Below are 14,395 nucleotides of genomic sequence, written 5' to 3' on the forward strand. Positions count from 1 at the left end.
CGCCGCATCACCCCGGCCGAGACCCGCCGCGTCGCGCTGACCGAGGAGGCCCTGCTGGTGCCCCAGGCCCGGCCGGCCGGCGTGGTGGTCGAGGCCTGGCTGAAGCACCTGGCGCAGGCCCGGCTGATCGCGGCCTGCGACCGCCATGCGGCGGCGCTGGGGCGCGGCTTCCGGGCGCTGGCGCTGCGCGACACCCGCTCGCGCTGGGGCAGCTGCACCCATGACGGGCGGCTGATGTTTTCCTGGCGCCTCGCCATGGCGCCGCCCGAGGTGCTGGACTATGTCGCCGCGCATGAGGTGGCGCATCTGGCGCATATGGACCATTCGCCGGCCTTCTGGGCCGCGACCGGCCGGCTGATGCCGGATTACGCCCGCCAGCGCGCCTGGCTGCGGGCACATGGGCACGAGCTGCTGGCTTGGCGCTTCCGCCCCTGAGCGGCAGGGCTTGACGGCGCCCGGTTTTGTGATCACAGCTGGCGCATGACTGCTTCGCGTTCCTCGGAAACCTCGGCCCATGAGCGGCTTTACCGCAACCTGCGCCAGCGCATCATGCTGGGCGAACTGCCGCCCGGCCTGGCCCTGACCCTGCGCGGCATCGCCGCCGAGCATCGCGTCTCGATGACCCCGGCGCGCGAGGCGGTGCGGCGGCTGGTGGCCGAAGGGGCGCTGTCGCTCTCCTCCTCGGGGCGGATCACCACGCCGGAACTGTCGATCGAGCGCATCGAGGAACTGGCGGCGCTGCGCGGGCTGATCGAGCCGGAACTGGCCGCCCGCGCCTTGCCGCGCGCCCACCAGGCGCTGATCGAGCGCATGGCGGTGATCAACGCCGCCATCGGCGAGGCGGCCGAAAGCCATGACGCGATCGGCTATATCCGCACCAACCTGGAATTCCACCGGCTGCTCTACCTGCGCGCCCAGGCGCCGGCGATGCTGGCCATCGTCGAGACGGTCTGGCTGCAGCTCGGTCCGACCATGCGGGCCCTCTACGGCCGGGTCAAGCGCAACGAGCCGCCGCGCCACCACCGCATGATCCTGGCCTCGCTGCGCGCCGGGGACGAGCCGGGGCTGCGGCTGGCGGTCCGGGCCGACGTGACCCACGGCCTGCGCCACCTGGGCAGCGCCTGACCGGCCCCGGCGATCTCTTCGATGCGGGAATACCCGAAGCCGGCCGCGAACCAGGCCGCCGCCGCTGCCGGTCTCTCGGCCGGTCAGGAAAGGCCGCGTCGCCGCATTCCGGGGCAACGGCGCCCTTCACTTTCCGTTTGCCAAATACCCACATCCGCCAGTGCGGCCGGGCGCCGCGCCGGCGGATCAGACCTCCTCGATGCGCAACTCGACCGGCTCGCCGGCAATGACGCCGGTGCGGGGCAGGGCCTCGATGGCGTGGTCGATGGCTTCGGGGGTGGTCTTGTGGGTGACGATCAGCACCGGCGCCACGCCCTCGGTCCGGGAATGGCCGTATTGCCGCATGCGGTCGATCGAGATGCCGCTGTCGCCCAGCACCGAGGCGACCTTGGCCAGCGCGCCCGGCTTGTCGGTCAGCTGCAGGCGGATGTAATAGGCCGCCGGCACCGCGGTGCGCGCCGGCTGCGGGCTGGCCAGCGTCCCGGCCGGCTGGCCGAAGCTCGGCATCCTGACACCGCGGGCGATCTCGATCACGTCGGACATGACGGCGCTGGCGGTCGGGCCTTCGCCGGCGCCGGCGCCGCGCAGCACGATCTGGCCGACCGAGTCGCCCTCGATCACCACCATGTTGGTGCCGCCCTGCAACTGCCCCAGCGGGCTGTCGGCGGGCACCAGGCAGGGCGACATGCGTTGCTCCAGCCCGCGTCCGGTCATCTGCGCCACGCCCAGCAGCTTGATGCGATAGCCCATATCGGCGGCGCGGCGGATGTCGTCGATGCTGACCCGCTCGATGCCCTCGATCTCGACCGCGTCGAAGCTGGGGCGGGTGCCGAAGGCGATGGCGGCCAGGATGGCCAGCTTGTGGCTGGCGTCGATGCCGCCCACGTCCAGCGTCGGGTCGGCCTCCAGATAGCCCAGCTGCCGCGCCTCCTCGAACACCGTCTCATAGGGCAGGCCGGCGCTTTCCATCCGGGTCAGGATATAGTTGCAGGTGCCGTTCATCACCCCCATGACGCGGCGGATCTCGTTGCCGGAAAGCGACTCGGTCATCGCCTTGATCACCGGGATGCCGCCCGCTACCGCGGCCTCGAAGCGGATCACCCGGCCATTGGCCTCGGCCAGTTCCGCCAGTTCCTGGCCGTGGATCGCCAGCAGCGCCTTGTTGGCGGTCACCACGTCCTTGCCGGCCCGCAGCGCTGCGGTCACCGCCTCGCGGGCGATGCCCTCGTCGCCGCCGATCAGCTCGACGAAGACGTCCACGTCCTCGCGCAGCGCCAGGGCGCGGGCGTCCTCCTCCCAGGCATAGCCGGACAGGTCCAGGTCGCGGTTCTTCATCCGGTCGCGGGCGCTGACGGCGGTGATGGCGATGGGCCGGCCGGCGCGAAGCCCCAGCAGGGCGGCGTGTTTCTGGATGATCTTGACGGTGCCGGTGCCGACCGTCCCGAGGCCAGCGATGCCGAGACGAAGCGGAGAGGCGTTTTGCCCCTGGTTCTGGGCGGACATATGCAACTCTTATCTATGGACGTTGCGGTGTTAGCGGATGCGGCGCGGGCTTGCAACGCAAGGCTTCACGCCTCGTCGTCGCCCGCCCAGTAACCCTGCACGCCGGTGGCGCGCATCACCCGCATCACCCGCACGCCGATATCGACGGTGTCCTCGCGAATGCGCTCCAGCGCGGCGATGGCCAGCGGCTCGCGCTGCACCTCGCCCTTGGTGTTGACGAAGGCCGGATGCCAGCGCGCCTTGTCCCCGGTGGGGCGCCAGGAGGCATGGCAAAGCAGGTTGCGGTGCAGCCGGATCTCGTAGAGCCGGTCGGTGATGCGGTTGCGGTCGCGCAGGCCGGGATAGCGGCGCATGGCGGCATCGAGCTGCTCGATCAGCGTGCCCATGGAATCGTCGGCGATCGAGCCCATGCGGGTCAGCCAGCTCTGCAGTTCCTCCTCGGTCAGGTCGTCGGCCAGGCGGGCGCGGTCGAGCGCATAGATGGTGCGCTTGATGATCTCCTCGAGCCAGCCGAAACTCGCCACGCATTGCCCCAGCGCGGCGGCGAAATCCGCGGGCAGGGTGTAATGCGTCTCGGGCGGCGCGCCTATTCTCGCCATAGCTCGCCGACCCAGCCGACGGGAAGCAGGTAGTGGCGCAGGTGCCGGGACAGGCTTTCGCGCCGGCGGCCGTCGAAGGCGGCGCGCAGGTGGTCCAGCGGCGCGCGATGCTGGTCCTTGTCGCTCCAGCGGCCCAGGATGGCGTCGGGCGGGTTCAGGTCGCCCGGAAAGATCACGATGCGGGTGCCCGGGGGGATGCGCGCCGGGCGCAGGTAGTTCAGCGGAAAGTTCGGCACGCAATGCATGCGGAAATGCGCCAGCCAGCCGCGCGGCCAGAACTTCACCCCGCCCGGGGCGTTGCGGGTGACGAAGCGCTGCTCATACTTGAACTTGTCGGCCGCGGCCTGCGGATCGGCGCGGAATATCTCCTGCAGGGGCTTCAGCTTGCCGACCCGCATCCGATAGACTGAGGTCTGGCCCATCTTCTCCAGCGGCGTGTTCGGGTTCAGCCCCAGCACCGTGTCGTCGGGATCGCCATAGGCGAAGAAATCGTCGAGGCTGCCGGTGATGATGACGTCCAGGTCCAGGAACAGCACCACCCCGGTCACGTCGCCCAGATCGCCCCAAAGCCGGGATTTCGGCCATTTTCCCTTGGTGTTGACCGGCGCCTGATAGTCGAATTCCGGCAGCGGCCGCACGGCGATGTCGGGATGCAGCCCGGTGCCGTCATCGGTGAAGCAGTAAAGCCGAAACGGCGGGGTGATGTTGCGCGCCACCATGCCATGCAGGCGATTGACGAATTCCGGGCCGAATTTCGTGCCCCATTTGATGCAGATGATCTGCTTGACCGTGCCGTTGCGCCCGTCGTTCATCCCGCCCTCGCGTTTCCGGGCGCGAGTCTTTCACAGCGCCCGGGAACAGGCAAGCCGGGCTCAGAGGATCTTTTGCAGCAGCACCAGGTCCAGCCAGCGGCCGAACTTGCGCCCCGCCTGCGGCACCAGCCCCACCTGCCGGTAGCCGATGGCGCGGTGAAAGGCGATGCCGGCCGGGTTCTCGGCCGAGACGGCGGCGATCATGCCATGCGCGCCGCCGGCGCGGGCATGGTCCTCGATCGCCGCCATCAACGCCCGGCCGATGCCGCGCCCGCGCGCGGCCGGAGACAGGATGACCGTGTGCTCCATGCAATGCGCATAGCCGTTGCCGCTGCGGAACTGATCGTAGCTCGCCAGTCCCAGCACCGCGCCGTCTTCCTCGGCGACCAGGAATTCCCGCCCCGCCGCCCGCCGCTGCGCGATCATGAGCGCCAGCCCCCCGGCGGTCTTCTCCTCGCTGGAAAAGGTGACCGTGGTCTCGCGGATCAGCGGGTTCCAGAAGCCGAGGATGGCGGCCATGTCGCGGTCCTCGGCAGGTCGGATGATCATGGGCTTGCTCCTGCTGGAAGCCGCCGCCCGATCCCTCGCGCGGCGGCCGGCCATCTTTCCGTTTCACAAATACCCATGCGGCGGCGCCGGAAGATCGGCCTCGGTCGCGGGACGCAGCATCCTTCCCCCTTTCCCGGCGCCGGCGCCGCTTCGGGACCGGCGCCGGCTTCTTCGTCGCCCCAATACCGATGCGGCCGCAGCCCGCTCACGCCGCCCGCGCCTCGCGGATCAGGCCCAGGATGTCGCGGGCAGCCGCCGGGATATTGGTCCCCGGCCCGAAGATCGCCTTCACCCCGGCCTTCTTCAGGAAATCGTAATCCTGCTGCGGGATCACCCCGCCGCAGATCACGATGATGTCGCCGGCGCCCTGGTCCTTCAGCGCCGCGATCAGCTTCGGCGCCAGGGTCTTATGGCCCGCCGCCTGGGACGAGATCCCCACGACATGCACGTCGTTGTCGATGGCGTCCTGTGCGGCTTCCTCGGGTGTCTGGAACAGCGGCCCCACATCGACGTCGAAGCCGATATCGGCGAAGGCGGTGGCGATCACCTTGGCGCCGCGGTCGTGGCCGTCTTGGCCCATCTTGACCACCAGCATGCGCGGGCGGCGGCCCTCCTGCTCGGCGAAGGCCTCGACGTCGCGCTGGATCTGCGCGAAATCGTCGTCGCCCTCATAGGCGGCGCCATAGACGCCGGCCAGCGTCTTGACCTCGGCCCGGTGGCGGCCGAACACCTTCTCCATCGCCATGCTGATCTCTCCCACGCTGGCCCGGGCGCGCGCGGCCTCGACCGCCGCCTCGAGCAGGTTGCCGCCTTCCTTCGCCCGGCGCGACAGCTCGTCCAGCGCCGCCTGGCATTTCGCCTCGTCCCGCGCCGCGCGCATCGCCCGCAGCCGGGCGATCTGCGCCTCGCGCACCTTCATGTTGTCGATGTCGAGGATGTCGATCGGGTCTTCCTTGGCCAGGCGATACTTGTTCACGCCGACGATCACCTCCTCGCCGCGGTCGATCTGGGCCTGGCGGCGGGCGGCGGTTTCCTCGATGCGCAGCTTGGGCATGCCCGAGGCCACGGCCTTGGTCATGCCGCCCATGGCCTCGACCTCCTCGATCAGCGCCCAGGCCTTCTCGGCCAGCTCATGGGTCAGGCTCTCGACGTAATAGCTGCCGGCCAGCGGATCCACGACATGGGTGATGCCGGTCTCCTCCTGCAGGATCAGCTGGGTGTTGCGGGCGATGCGGGCGCTGAACTCGGTCGGCAGCGCGATGGCCTCGTCCAGCGCGTTGGTATGCAGCGACTGCGTGCCGCCAAGCGCCGCGGCCATCGCCTCGTAGGCGGTGCGCACCACGTTGTTGTAGGGGTCCTGTTCCTGCAGGGACACGCCCGAGGTCTGGCAATGCGTGCGCAGCATCAGGCTGCCCGGCTTCTTCGGCTCGAATTCCTTCATGATGCGCGTCCATAGCAGGCGCGCGGCGCGCAGCTTGGCCGCCTCCATGAAGAAATTCATGCCGATGGCGAAGAAGAAGGACAGCCGCCCGGCGAACTGGTCCACGTCCATGCCGGCCTTCAGCGCGGCGCGGACATATTCGCGCCCGTCGGCCAGGGTATAGGCCAGCTCCTGCACCAGGTTCGCGCCCGCCTCCTGCATGTGATAGCCGGAGATCGAGATCGAGTTGAACCTGGGCATCTCGTTCGAGGTGTATTCGATGATGTCCGCGATGATCCGCATCGAGGGCTCGGGCGGATAGATATAGGTGTTGCGGACCATGAATTCCTTGAGGATGTCGTTCTGGATGGTGCCCGACAGCACCGAGCGCGGATGCCCCTGTTCCTCGCCGGTGACGATGAAATTCGCCAGGATCGGGATCACCGCGCCGTTCATGGTCATGGACACGGAAACCTTGTCCAGTGGGATGCCGTCGAACAGGATCTTCATGTCCTCGACGCTGTCGATGGCGACGCCGGCCTTGCCCACGTCGCCCTCGACGCGGGGATGGTCGCTGTCATAGCCGCGATGCGTGGCCAGGTCGAAGGCGACCGAGACGCCCTGCTGGCCCGCCGCCAGCGCCTTGCGATAGAAGGCGTTCGATTCCTCGGCGGTTGAGAAGCCGGCATATTGCCGGATCGTCCAGGGACGGCCGGCATACATGGTGGCACGCGGGCCGCGGGTGTAGGGCTCGATTCCGGGCAGGCTGCCCAGATGCGGCAGGTCCTGCACATCCGCCTGGGTATAGAGCGGCTTGACCGCGATTCCCTCCAGCGTGTGCCAGGTCAGGCTGTCCGGATCGGTGCCCTTCAGCTCCTTGCTGGCGAGCCGGCGCCATTCTTCCAGTGCGGCTTTCGTGCTTTCGCTCATCTTGCATCCTTTCCCATGGCCCCTCGGCTCTTATATGAAGAGAGAGCAGAGGGGGCGATGAAACTGAAACGGTTGATTTTTCTGGCGCTGGTGCCGCTTCTGGCGGCGATGGGATCCAGGCCCGAGGGCGAGGCCGACGGCCATCGCCCGTATGTCCGCGGCGAAGTGCCCGCCGCGCGCAGCGAAGGCCCGGCCGCGCCGGCCGGGACGGCGGCGCGCGCGCTGACCGTGCTGCCGGCGGCCGAGGCCGATCCGGCGGAATTCCTGTGGCAGGCCCGGCCGGTGGTGGTCTTTGCCGATACCGCCGCCGATCCGGCCTTCGTCGAGCAGCTGGCGGCGCTGCAACGCGACCCGGCGCCGCTGATCGCGCGCGACGTAGTGGTGGTGACCGATACCGACCCGGCGGCGGCCAGCGCCTGGCGGCGGCAATTGCGCCCCGAGGGGTTCTCGCTGGTGCTGATGGACAAGGACGGCCAGGTCAAGCAAAGGAAGCCCGTACCCTGGTCGGTGCGCGAGATCACCCGCGCCATCGACAAGTTCCCGCTGCGCCGGCAAGAGATCGGCCGCGCCGGGCTGCCGTGACCCGGGCTTGCGAAAATCGCGCCGATGTCATTGCGGGATGGCGGCGCAGGCACTATCTTGGGGGCAGGGCAGCACGGATGCCCGCTGAACAGGAGGACAGCCATGGCCGAATCGCCCCTGCCGCGCGTCGCGGAAGACGTCGCCCCGGCGACGGGTTCCGGTCCAGCCAAGCCCGGCCCGGCCAACGCCTCGCTGGCCGAGCGGCTGGCCCGTGCCCGCACCGCCAACGAAATGGCCATCATCGTCGGTCTGAAACCCATCAAAGGCCGCTCCGGTCCGAAGATCGCTTACTGAGGCGGTCGCGCAGTTCCGCCAGCTCGTCGGGCAGGGTGGCAGCAATGCGCCGGGCGCCCGCCTGTTCTTCCTGTTCCAGCAACTCCTGGACCGCACGCTCGCCGCCGAAGATGCTGGCCATCAGAAGCCGCATCGCCTCGTGCCCGGTCTCGCGCGCCGCCTCGGTCAGTCCCAGGTAATCCCCGAACATCTCGACCGCCCGGGCCGCGTCCTGCCTGGCCTGGTTGCGGATCGCCTCGGCAAAGGCGGCCATGACCGAAAGCTGCCGGTAATAGGTCACCACCGGGTCGATGACCGAGGCCGGAAGGATATGCACCTCGTCGATGATCGCGGCGAATATCCGGTCGTTGGCCTGGGTCGGGATCACCGGCACCCGGCCGCTGTCCCGCAGGCTGTCCAGCAGCCGCCGTGCCTCGTCCTCGTCCAGTCGCTGCGCCTCCAGCGCCACGACATGGGCGCGGATCTCGGCCAGCAGGGCGCGCTGCACGTCGCCCACCCGCTCGGCCCGCCGCTTGGCATCGCGCCGGCGGTTCTGCAGGGCGACGACCCACCAGCCCGTGGCGATGAACAGCCCGGCGATCACCGCCTGCTGTGCATGGGGGCTGAGATAGTCGTCGAAAACCGGCATGATCCCCGATCCCTGGGCCGGGCACTGGCGGGCGCCCGGCGGTTTCCCGTCACTCGAACTCGATGATCACGTCATCGACCTTGAGGCTTTCGCCCGGCTGGGCGTTGACGGATTTCACCACCGCCCTCTTCTCGGCGCGCAGGATGTTCTCCATCTTCATCGCCTCGACCGTGGCCAGCGCCTGGCCCTCCTGCACCTCGTCGCCGGCCGCGACATTGATCCGCACCACCAGGCCCGGCATCGGGCAGAGCAGGAATTTCGAGGTGTCCGGCGGCAGTTTCTCGGGCATCAGCCGCGCCAGCTCGGCGGCGCGCGGACGGCGCACATAGGTCTTGAGGTCCGCGCCGCGCACCCGCAGCCGGAAGCCCGAGGGCAGCCGGTCCACCTTCATCACCAGGGCCACGCCATCGACCGACAGCCGTGCCAGAGACTGGCCGGGCAGCCAGTCGCTTTCGACGCGCAGCTTGCGCCCGTCGATCTCGACCGTCGAGCCCTGGCGGTCGGCGGTGATGCGCACCGGGATCTCCTTGCCGGCGACGAAGACGACCCAATGCTCGCCGACATGCCGCTCGTGGTTGTCGAGCCGGCCCGAGATGCGGGCGCGGCGGATCTCGGCCACGCGATGCATGGCCGCGGCCGAGGCGGCGACGCGGGTGATCTCGGCATCGGGCAGGGTCGCGCCCAGGAAGCCCTCGGGATATTCCTCGGCGATGAAGGCGGTCGAGATGTCGCCCGAGACGAATTTCGGATGGTCCATCACCGCCGACAGGAAGGGCAGGTTGTGGCCGATGCCCTCGACCTCGAACTCGTCCAGCGCCAGACGCATCTGCTCGATGGCCGCCTCGCGCGACGGCGCCCAGGTGCAGAGCTTGGCGATCATCGGGTCGTAATACATGCTGATCTCGCCGCCCTCGTAGACGCCGGTATCGTTGCGCACCCCGGTCGCGGCGACCGGCGGGTGGTCGCCGGGATGGGCGGGCACCCAGCGGTCGGCCGCCTGCAGCGGGCCGGCGGCGGTCTCGCGCGGCGGGCGATAGCGGGTCAGCCGGCCGATCGAGGGCAGGAAGTTGCGATAGGGATCTTCGGCATAGAGCCGGCTTTCGATGGCCCAGCCGTCGATCTTCAGGTCCGCCTGGGCAAAGGGCAGGGGCTCGCCGCCGGCGACGCGGATCATCTGCTCGACCAGGTCGATGCCGGTGATGAGCTCGGTCACCGGATGCTCGACCTGCAGCCGGGTGTTCATCTCCAGGAAATAGAAGTTCTTCTGCGCGTCGACGATGAATTCCACCGTGCCGGCGCTGGTATAGCCCACCGCCTTGGCCAATGCGCAGGCCTGTTCGCCCATGGCCCTGCGGGTCGCCTCGTCGAGGAAGGGCGAGGGGGCTTCCTCGATCACCTTCTGGTTGCGGCGCTGGATCGAGCATTCGCGCTCGTGCAGGTAGACGCAATTGCCGTGCTTGTCGGCCAGCACCTGGATCTCGATATGCCGGGGCTGAGTCACGAATTTCTCGATGAAGATGCGGTCGTCGCCGAAACTGTTCGCCGCCTCGTTCTTCGAGGATTCGAAGCCCTCGCGCGCCTCCTGTTCGGTCCAGGCGATGCGCATGCCCTTGCCGCCGCCGCCGGCGCTGGCCTTGATCATCACCGGAAAGCCGATTTCCTTCGAGATATTCACCGCCTCGTCGGCATCGGCGATCAGGCCCATATAGCCCGGCACCGTGCTGACCCCGGCCTCTTGCGCCAGCTTCTTCGAGGTGATCTTGTCGCCCATCGCCTCGATGGCGGGCGAGGGCGGGCCGATGAATACCACGCCTTCCTTTTCCAGCGCCTCGGCGAATTTCATGTTCTCGGACAGGAAGCCATAGCCGGGATGCACCGCCTCGGCCCCGGTCCGGCGGATCGCCTCCATGATCCGGTCGATCACGATATAGGACTGATTCGCCGGAGGCGGGCCGATATGGACGGCCTCGTCCGCCATCTTGACATGCAGCGCGTTGCGGTCGGCGTCGGAATAGACGGCGACGGTCTGGATGCCCATCTTCTTGGCGGTCTTGATGACCCGGCAGGCGATCTCGCCCCGGTTGGCGATCAGGATTTTCTTGAACATGCTTCTTTCCCTTGGGGCAGATCCCGGACGTGAAAAAGCCGCCCCGGCAAGGTGCCGGGACGGCCTGAAAACGGTAATGGTTCGGGGCCGCGCGGCTTAGTAGCGGCGGGTCGGCTCGCAAAGGCGGACGTCGTCGCAAAGCGCGCCGGCGGCAGCGCCGATGGCCGCGCCCTTGGCGACGTTATGGCCGCCGACATAGGCAGCGGTCGCGCCGACGCCCGCGCCGATGAGGCCGCGGTCCATGTCGGTCGGGTTGATGCCTTGGGTGCAGCCGGCGAGGCCGAACAGGCCCAGCCCAAGCACGAGAACGAGTTTCTTGGACATCTCGTTTGCTCCGGGATGCGGGCGGCGGCGCGGGGCTGGTGCCCCGAGCCGACTGCCCTGTTGCGTTTAGTAGCGCTGCTGGCAGACGCCGGCGTCGTCGCAGAGCGCGCCGCCCGCCGCACCGATGAGCGCGCCGGTCCCCACGTCGCCGTCGATGATCTTGGCGACCGCGGCCCCGGCCAGGGCGCCACCCGCCGCGCGCTGCGCATCGGGCGAGATGCCGCCGCCATAGCCCTGGTCGCAGGCGGCAAGGCCGGCGACCATGAGGGCCACGCCGGAAAGACGGAGGATGACGGATTTTTGCATAGCTCTTTGCCTGTATTATGGACCCGTTGCCGGGCCGTTGATGATAGAGGTGCGCACAATATTGCACGCGCCATTTCCGGAAGAAACTGACAACGGTGTGAAAAGACAAGACTACGCGGCATTCCGCCCATCGCTCGGCCGGTCATCGATCATCGGCCTCCGCGTCGGGGTCTTCATCGTCCCAGCCGGCCTCGTCCCAGTCGAACTCCGGCGCCTCCTCGGCGAAAAGCTCGGGGAATCCGGCCTCGGCACGCTTCATGTCAACGCGCAGCAACTGCTCGTAATCGGTCGGGTCCAGCTTGCCGACGGCCACGACCTCGCGGCCCAGAAGCCAGGACAGCCGGCCGGCGTCCAGGTTGCCGCGCGGGAAGGGCTCGTCGCCGAAATGCGCGATCAGCGCTGCCAGGAAGGCGGCATCGGCGCGCTTGTCGACGGGTTTGCGGTCATGGAACCGCTCACGCCGGACCAAGGGCGTTGCACCCTTCTTGTTGGCGCGGCGGATGATGAACTGGAAATCGGTGCCCGGAAGACGGCCCGGAAAGCCGCGATGCTTCAGCATGTCTTGCCCCCTTTGTCGGTGGTGACGCGCGGGGGCGGGCAGGGGCGCGGTTGGCGCGGGCCGCCTGGCAGCCCGCGCGCGGCGAATGGCTCAGTTGGCGCCGTATTTGCCCTGGAACACCGGCTCGGGCTGGACGACCGGGGCCGGAACGACTTCGGGCTCTTTCTTGGCGCAAGCCGCGGCGAGGCCGACGAGGACGAGGGCCAGAACAACTTTCTTCGACATGGTGTCGTGCTCCTGTATGGCGGGACGCTGCGGTCCCGACTGCTCGGTTGAGATTCGGCCGCAAGGGGCGGCCGCGGCGGCATGATAGCCAGCCCGCGCAAGCCCTTACAGCCGCAGGGCCGGGCCATCCCCGAAGCTGCGGGGCTCTGTGGCAGGCCTGCATCAGGGCACGGAAACGTGAAGCCGGCCATCACCATGGCTCCCATTCGCAGGCATCGCGGTCGGGCGGCAGCCGGAAGGCCTCGAAAAGCTGGATCGCCTCGGGGTCGTAAGCGCCGAAGGGCAGTTCGCGATCCGCCAGGCTGATGACGATCTGGCTGGGGCGGGGCGCGGGGCTGGCGATGCGGGGCAGGATCCAGTGCTCGCACAGCCAGACGATGTCGTCATGCACCGGGTCCTGGGCCAGCACGTCGGGGGCGGCCGGCAGCACCGGCACCTCGACCAGCGCATCGGCGGCCTCCTCGGCGGCGGCATCCGCCTCGACCGGCTGGTCGTCCAGAAGCGCCGGGTCGATCAGCCCGTCATCCGGCGCCGCATCCGCAGGCGCGCCCGCAACTGCGCCGGTCTCGGTGTCGATGTCGATGGGCGCGCGCCCGGCCGCGTCCTCGCCCGTCCCGGCGTCGAAATCCGAGGCCGGGCCGCTGGTCGCCGGCACCCGGCTGGCCAGGTCGGGCATGACGAAGCGAAAGCGATAGGTCAGGCCCTGGCCTCCGGAATTGTCGTGCCGGGTTTCCTGCCAGAATACGGTCGCGCCCGAGGGAAGTCTGATCCCGGCCGGCTCGGCGCCAGCCGCCATCGCCCCGGCCGCCAGGGCCGGGCATGACAGCGCAAGGCCGAACACCGCAAGTCTCGACATCCTTTCCCCCCTTGCTTCGCCGCTGGTTACAGCGGGATGTTGTCGTGCTTCTTCCAGGGATTCGACAGTTTCTTGCCGCGCAGGCTGGCGAAGGCGCGCGCCACGCGGCGGCGGGTCGAATGCGGCTGGATCACCTCGTCGATGAAGCCCTTTTCGGCGGCGACGAAGGGGTTGGCGAAGCGGTCCTCGTAATCCCTGGTCCGGCCGGCGATCTTCTCGGCATCGCCCAGTTCGCTGCGATACAGTATCTCGACCGCGCCCTTGGCGCCCATCACCGCGATTTCCGCCGTGGGCCAGGCATAGTTGAAATCGCCACGCAGGTGCTTGGAGGCCATGACGTCATAGGCGCCGCCATAGGCCTTGCGGGTGATGACCGTGACCTTCGGCACCGTGGCCTCGCCATAGGCGAAGAGCAGCTTCGCGCCGTGCTTGATGACGCCGCCATATTCCTGGCCGGTGCCCGGCAGGAAGCCCGGCACGTCGACGAAGGTCAGGATCGGGATCTCGAAGGCGTCGCAGAAGCGCACGAAGCGCGCCGCCTTGCGGCTCGAGTCGATGTCGAGGCAGCCCGCCAGCACCATCGGCTGGTTGGCGACCACCCCCACGGTCTGGCCCTCGATGCGGATGAAGCCGGTGATGATATTGGCGGCGAAATCCTTCTGGATCTCGTAGAAGTCGCCCTCGTCCGCGACCTTCAGGATCAGCTCCTTCATGTCATAGGGCTGGTTCGGGTTGTCGGGGATCAGCGTGTCGAGGCTGGGCTCGATGCGGTTCGGGTCGTCGAAGAACGGCCGGGTCGGCGCCTTTTCGCGGTTGTTCAGCGGCAGCAGGTCGACCAGCCGGCGGATCTCGGTCATCGCCTCGACGTCGTTCTCGAAGGCGCCGTCGGCGACCGAGGACTTCTTGGTATGGGTCGAGGCGCCACCCAGCTGCTCGGCCGTCACCACCTCGTTGGTCACCGTCTTGACCACGTCCGGGCCGGTCACGAACATGTAGGAGGTGTCCTTGACCATGAAGATGAAGTCGGTCATCGCCGGCGAATAGACCGCGCCGCCGGCGCAGGGGCCCATGATGACGCTGATCTGCGGCACCACGCCCGAGGCCATGATGTTGCGCTGGAACACGTCCGCGTAACCCGCCAGCGAGGCCACCCCCTCTTGAATCCGGGCGCCGCCGGAATCGTTCAGCCCGATCACCGGGGCGCCGTTCTGCACTGCCATGTCCATGATCTTGCAGATCTTCTGCGCATGGGTTTCCGACAGCGAGCCGCCGAAGACGGTGAAGTCCTGCGAAAACACATAGACCATGCGGCCGTTGATCGTGCCCCAGCCGGTGACGACGCCGTCGCCATAGGGCCGGTCGTCCTCCATGCCGAAATCGGTCGAGCGGTGGCGGACGAACATGTCGAATTCCTCGAAGGAGCCCTCGTCCAGCAGCAGCTCGAGCCGCTCGCGTGCGGTCAGCTTGCCACGGGCGTGCTGGGCGTCGATGCGCCGCTGCCCGCCGCCCAGCCGCGCATCGCGGCGGCGCGATTCCAGTTCGCCGAGAATGTCCTTCATGGCCGTCTCCCTTGGGG

17 protein-coding genes are annotated in these 14,395 nt (G+C 68.5%); 4 read left to right on the plus strand and 13 right to left on the minus strand.

Translation table 11 applies throughout. The features are described 5' to 3' along the window. Positions 1-435: M48 family metallopeptidase (locus I9P22_RS05490; protein WP_199258353.1), on the plus strand; the 435-nt coding region annotated here is incomplete at its 5' end. Positions 436-480: 45 nt separating this feature from the next. Beyond that, the gene (locus I9P22_RS05495) at positions 481-1,125 is read left to right on the plus strand and encodes a GntR family transcriptional regulator (protein ID WP_199258354.1); all 645 of its coding nucleotides are present in this window, start codon (positions 481-483) and stop codon (positions 1,123-1,125) included. A 186-nt stretch (positions 1,126-1,311) separates the two neighbouring features. Here I9P22_RS05495 and I9P22_RS05500 read toward each other — a convergent pair whose 3' ends face one another. The 5 genes from I9P22_RS05500 to scpA form a co-directional block, all read right to left on the minus strand. Beyond that, the gene (locus I9P22_RS05500; protein ID WP_199258355.1) at positions 1,312-2,628 is read right to left on the minus strand and encodes a homoserine dehydrogenase; all 1,317 of its coding nucleotides are present in this window, start codon (positions 2,626-2,628) and stop codon (positions 1,312-1,314) included. Positions 2,629-2,693: 65 nt separating this feature from the next. After that, the gene (locus tag I9P22_RS05505) at positions 2,694-3,227 is read right to left on the minus strand and encodes a hypothetical protein (protein ID WP_199258356.1); all 534 of its coding nucleotides are present in this window, start codon (positions 3,225-3,227) and stop codon (positions 2,694-2,696) included. Next, positions 3,215-4,039, minus strand: coding sequence for a glycosyl transferase (locus I9P22_RS05510; protein ID WP_199258357.1), 825 nt, complete (start codon positions 4,037-4,039; stop codon positions 3,215-3,217). The genes I9P22_RS05505 and I9P22_RS05510 overlap by 13 nt, the downstream gene beginning before the upstream one ends. A 60-nt stretch (positions 4,040-4,099) precedes the next feature. Further along, a complete protein-coding gene (locus I9P22_RS05515; protein ID WP_199258358.1) occupies positions 4,100-4,588 on the minus strand; it encodes a GNAT family N-acetyltransferase in 489 nt (162 codons plus the stop codon). A gap of 205 nt (positions 4,589-4,793) precedes the next feature. Further along, positions 4,794-6,938 (minus strand): methylmalonyl-CoA mutase, encoded by a 2,145-nt coding sequence (gene scpA, locus I9P22_RS05520; protein ID WP_199258359.1) that lies wholly within the window; start codon positions 6,936-6,938, stop codon positions 4,794-4,796. Between the two features lie 57 nt (positions 6,939-6,995). On the opposite strand from scpA, the gene I9P22_RS05525 reads away from it, so the two are divergent. Beyond that, positions 6,996-7,520, plus strand: coding sequence for a DUF4174 domain-containing protein (locus tag I9P22_RS05525; protein WP_199258360.1), 525 nt, complete (start codon positions 6,996-6,998; stop codon positions 7,518-7,520). A 102-nt stretch (positions 7,521-7,622) separates the two neighbouring features. Beyond that, positions 7,623-7,814 (plus strand): hypothetical protein, encoded by a 192-nt coding sequence (locus I9P22_RS05530; RefSeq protein WP_199258361.1) that lies wholly within the window; start codon positions 7,623-7,625, stop codon positions 7,812-7,814. Here the strand turns inward: I9P22_RS05530 and I9P22_RS05535 are convergent. From I9P22_RS05535 to I9P22_RS05565, 8 genes are all read right to left on the minus strand, one after another. Next, a complete protein-coding gene (locus tag I9P22_RS05535) occupies positions 7,780-8,442 on the minus strand; it encodes a hypothetical protein (protein WP_199258362.1) in 663 nt (220 codons plus the stop codon). The genes I9P22_RS05530 and I9P22_RS05535 overlap by 35 nt on opposite strands. A 49-nt stretch (positions 8,443-8,491) precedes the next feature. Beyond that, positions 8,492-10,549 carry an acetyl-CoA carboxylase biotin carboxylase subunit gene (locus I9P22_RS05540; RefSeq protein ID WP_199258363.1) on the minus strand — a complete coding sequence of 686 codons (2,058 nt, stop codon included), beginning with the start codon at positions 10,547-10,549 and terminating at the stop codon, positions 8,492-8,494. A 96-nt stretch (positions 10,550-10,645) separates the two neighbouring features. Beyond that, positions 10,646-10,873, minus strand: coding sequence for a hypothetical protein (locus tag I9P22_RS05545; protein WP_199258364.1), 228 nt, complete (start codon positions 10,871-10,873; stop codon positions 10,646-10,648). Positions 10,874-10,939: 66 nt separating this feature from the next. Next, positions 10,940-11,179 (minus strand): hypothetical protein, encoded by a 240-nt coding sequence (locus tag I9P22_RS05550; RefSeq protein WP_199258365.1) that lies wholly within the window; start codon positions 11,177-11,179, stop codon positions 10,940-10,942. Positions 11,180-11,321: 142 nt separating this feature from the next. Next, a complete protein-coding gene (locus tag I9P22_RS05555; RefSeq protein ID WP_199258366.1) occupies positions 11,322-11,738 on the minus strand; it encodes a hypothetical protein in 417 nt (138 codons plus the stop codon). Positions 11,739-11,828: 90 nt separating this feature from the next. Beyond that, entirely contained in the window at positions 11,829-11,963 is a 135-nt protein-coding gene (locus I9P22_RS24835) for a hypothetical protein (protein ID WP_269846628.1), read from the minus strand. Between the two features lie 190 nt (positions 11,964-12,153). Next, complete coding sequence (locus I9P22_RS05560) at positions 12,154-12,819, minus strand: DUF6497 family protein (RefSeq protein ID WP_199258367.1); 666 nt, start codon at positions 12,817-12,819, stop codon at positions 12,154-12,156. Between the two features lie 26 nt (positions 12,820-12,845). Next, the gene (locus tag I9P22_RS05565; protein ID WP_199258368.1) at positions 12,846-14,378 is read right to left on the minus strand and encodes an acyl-CoA carboxylase subunit beta; all 1,533 of its coding nucleotides are present in this window, start codon (positions 14,376-14,378) and stop codon (positions 12,846-12,848) included. Positions 14,379-14,395 lie beyond the last annotated feature (17 nt).

Origin of the sequence: Paracoccus binzhouensis (assembly GCF_016446475.1) — a bacterium.
Lineage (GTDB): Bacteria > Pseudomonadota > Alphaproteobacteria > Rhodobacterales > Rhodobacteraceae > Paracoccus > Paracoccus binzhouensis.

Coding starts and splice junctions, on each gene's coding strand:
- I9P22_RS05495 (WP_199258354.1), top strand. CDS start 481: ATGACTGCTTCGCGTTCCTCGGAAACCTCGGCCCATGAGCGGCTTTAC.
- I9P22_RS05500 (WP_199258355.1), bottom strand. CDS start 2,628: ATGTCCGCCCAGAACCAGGGGCAAAACGCCTCTCCGCTTCGTCTCGGC.
- I9P22_RS05505 (WP_199258356.1), bottom strand. CDS start 3,227: ATGGCGAGAATAGGCGCGCCGCCCGAGACGCATTACACCCTGCCCGCG.
- I9P22_RS05510 (WP_199258357.1), bottom strand. CDS start 4,039: ATGAACGACGGGCGCAACGGCACGGTCAAGCAGATCATCTGCATCAAA.
- I9P22_RS05515 (WP_199258358.1), bottom strand. CDS start 4,588: ATGATCATCCGACCTGCCGAGGACCGCGACATGGCCGCCATCCTCGGC.
- scpA (WP_199258359.1), bottom strand. CDS start 6,938: ATGAGCGAAAGCACGAAAGCCGCACTGGAAGAATGGCGCCGGCTCGCC.
- I9P22_RS05525 (WP_199258360.1), top strand. CDS start 6,996: ATGAAACTGAAACGGTTGATTTTTCTGGCGCTGGTGCCGCTTCTGGCG.
- I9P22_RS05530 (WP_199258361.1), top strand. CDS start 7,623: ATGGCCGAATCGCCCCTGCCGCGCGTCGCGGAAGACGTCGCCCCGGCG.
- I9P22_RS05535 (WP_199258362.1), bottom strand. CDS start 8,442: ATGCCGGTTTTCGACGACTATCTCAGCCCCCATGCACAGCAGGCGGTG.
- I9P22_RS05540 (WP_199258363.1), bottom strand. CDS start 10,549: ATGTTCAAGAAAATCCTGATCGCCAACCGGGGCGAGATCGCCTGCCGG.
- I9P22_RS05545 (WP_199258364.1), bottom strand. CDS start 10,873: ATGTCCAAGAAACTCGTTCTCGTGCTTGGGCTGGGCCTGTTCGGCCTC.
- I9P22_RS05550 (WP_199258365.1), bottom strand. CDS start 11,179: ATGCAAAAATCCGTCATCCTCCGTCTTTCCGGCGTGGCCCTCATGGTC.
- I9P22_RS05555 (WP_199258366.1), bottom strand. CDS start 11,738: ATGCTGAAGCATCGCGGCTTTCCGGGCCGTCTTCCGGGCACCGATTTC.
- I9P22_RS24835 (WP_269846628.1), bottom strand. CDS start 11,963: ATGTCGAAGAAAGTTGTTCTGGCCCTCGTCCTCGTCGGCCTCGCCGCG.
- I9P22_RS05560 (WP_199258367.1), bottom strand. CDS start 12,819: ATGTCGAGACTTGCGGTGTTCGGCCTTGCGCTGTCATGCCCGGCCCTG.
- I9P22_RS05565 (WP_199258368.1), bottom strand. CDS start 14,378: ATGAAGGACATTCTCGGCGAACTGGAATCGCGCCGCCGCGATGCGCGG.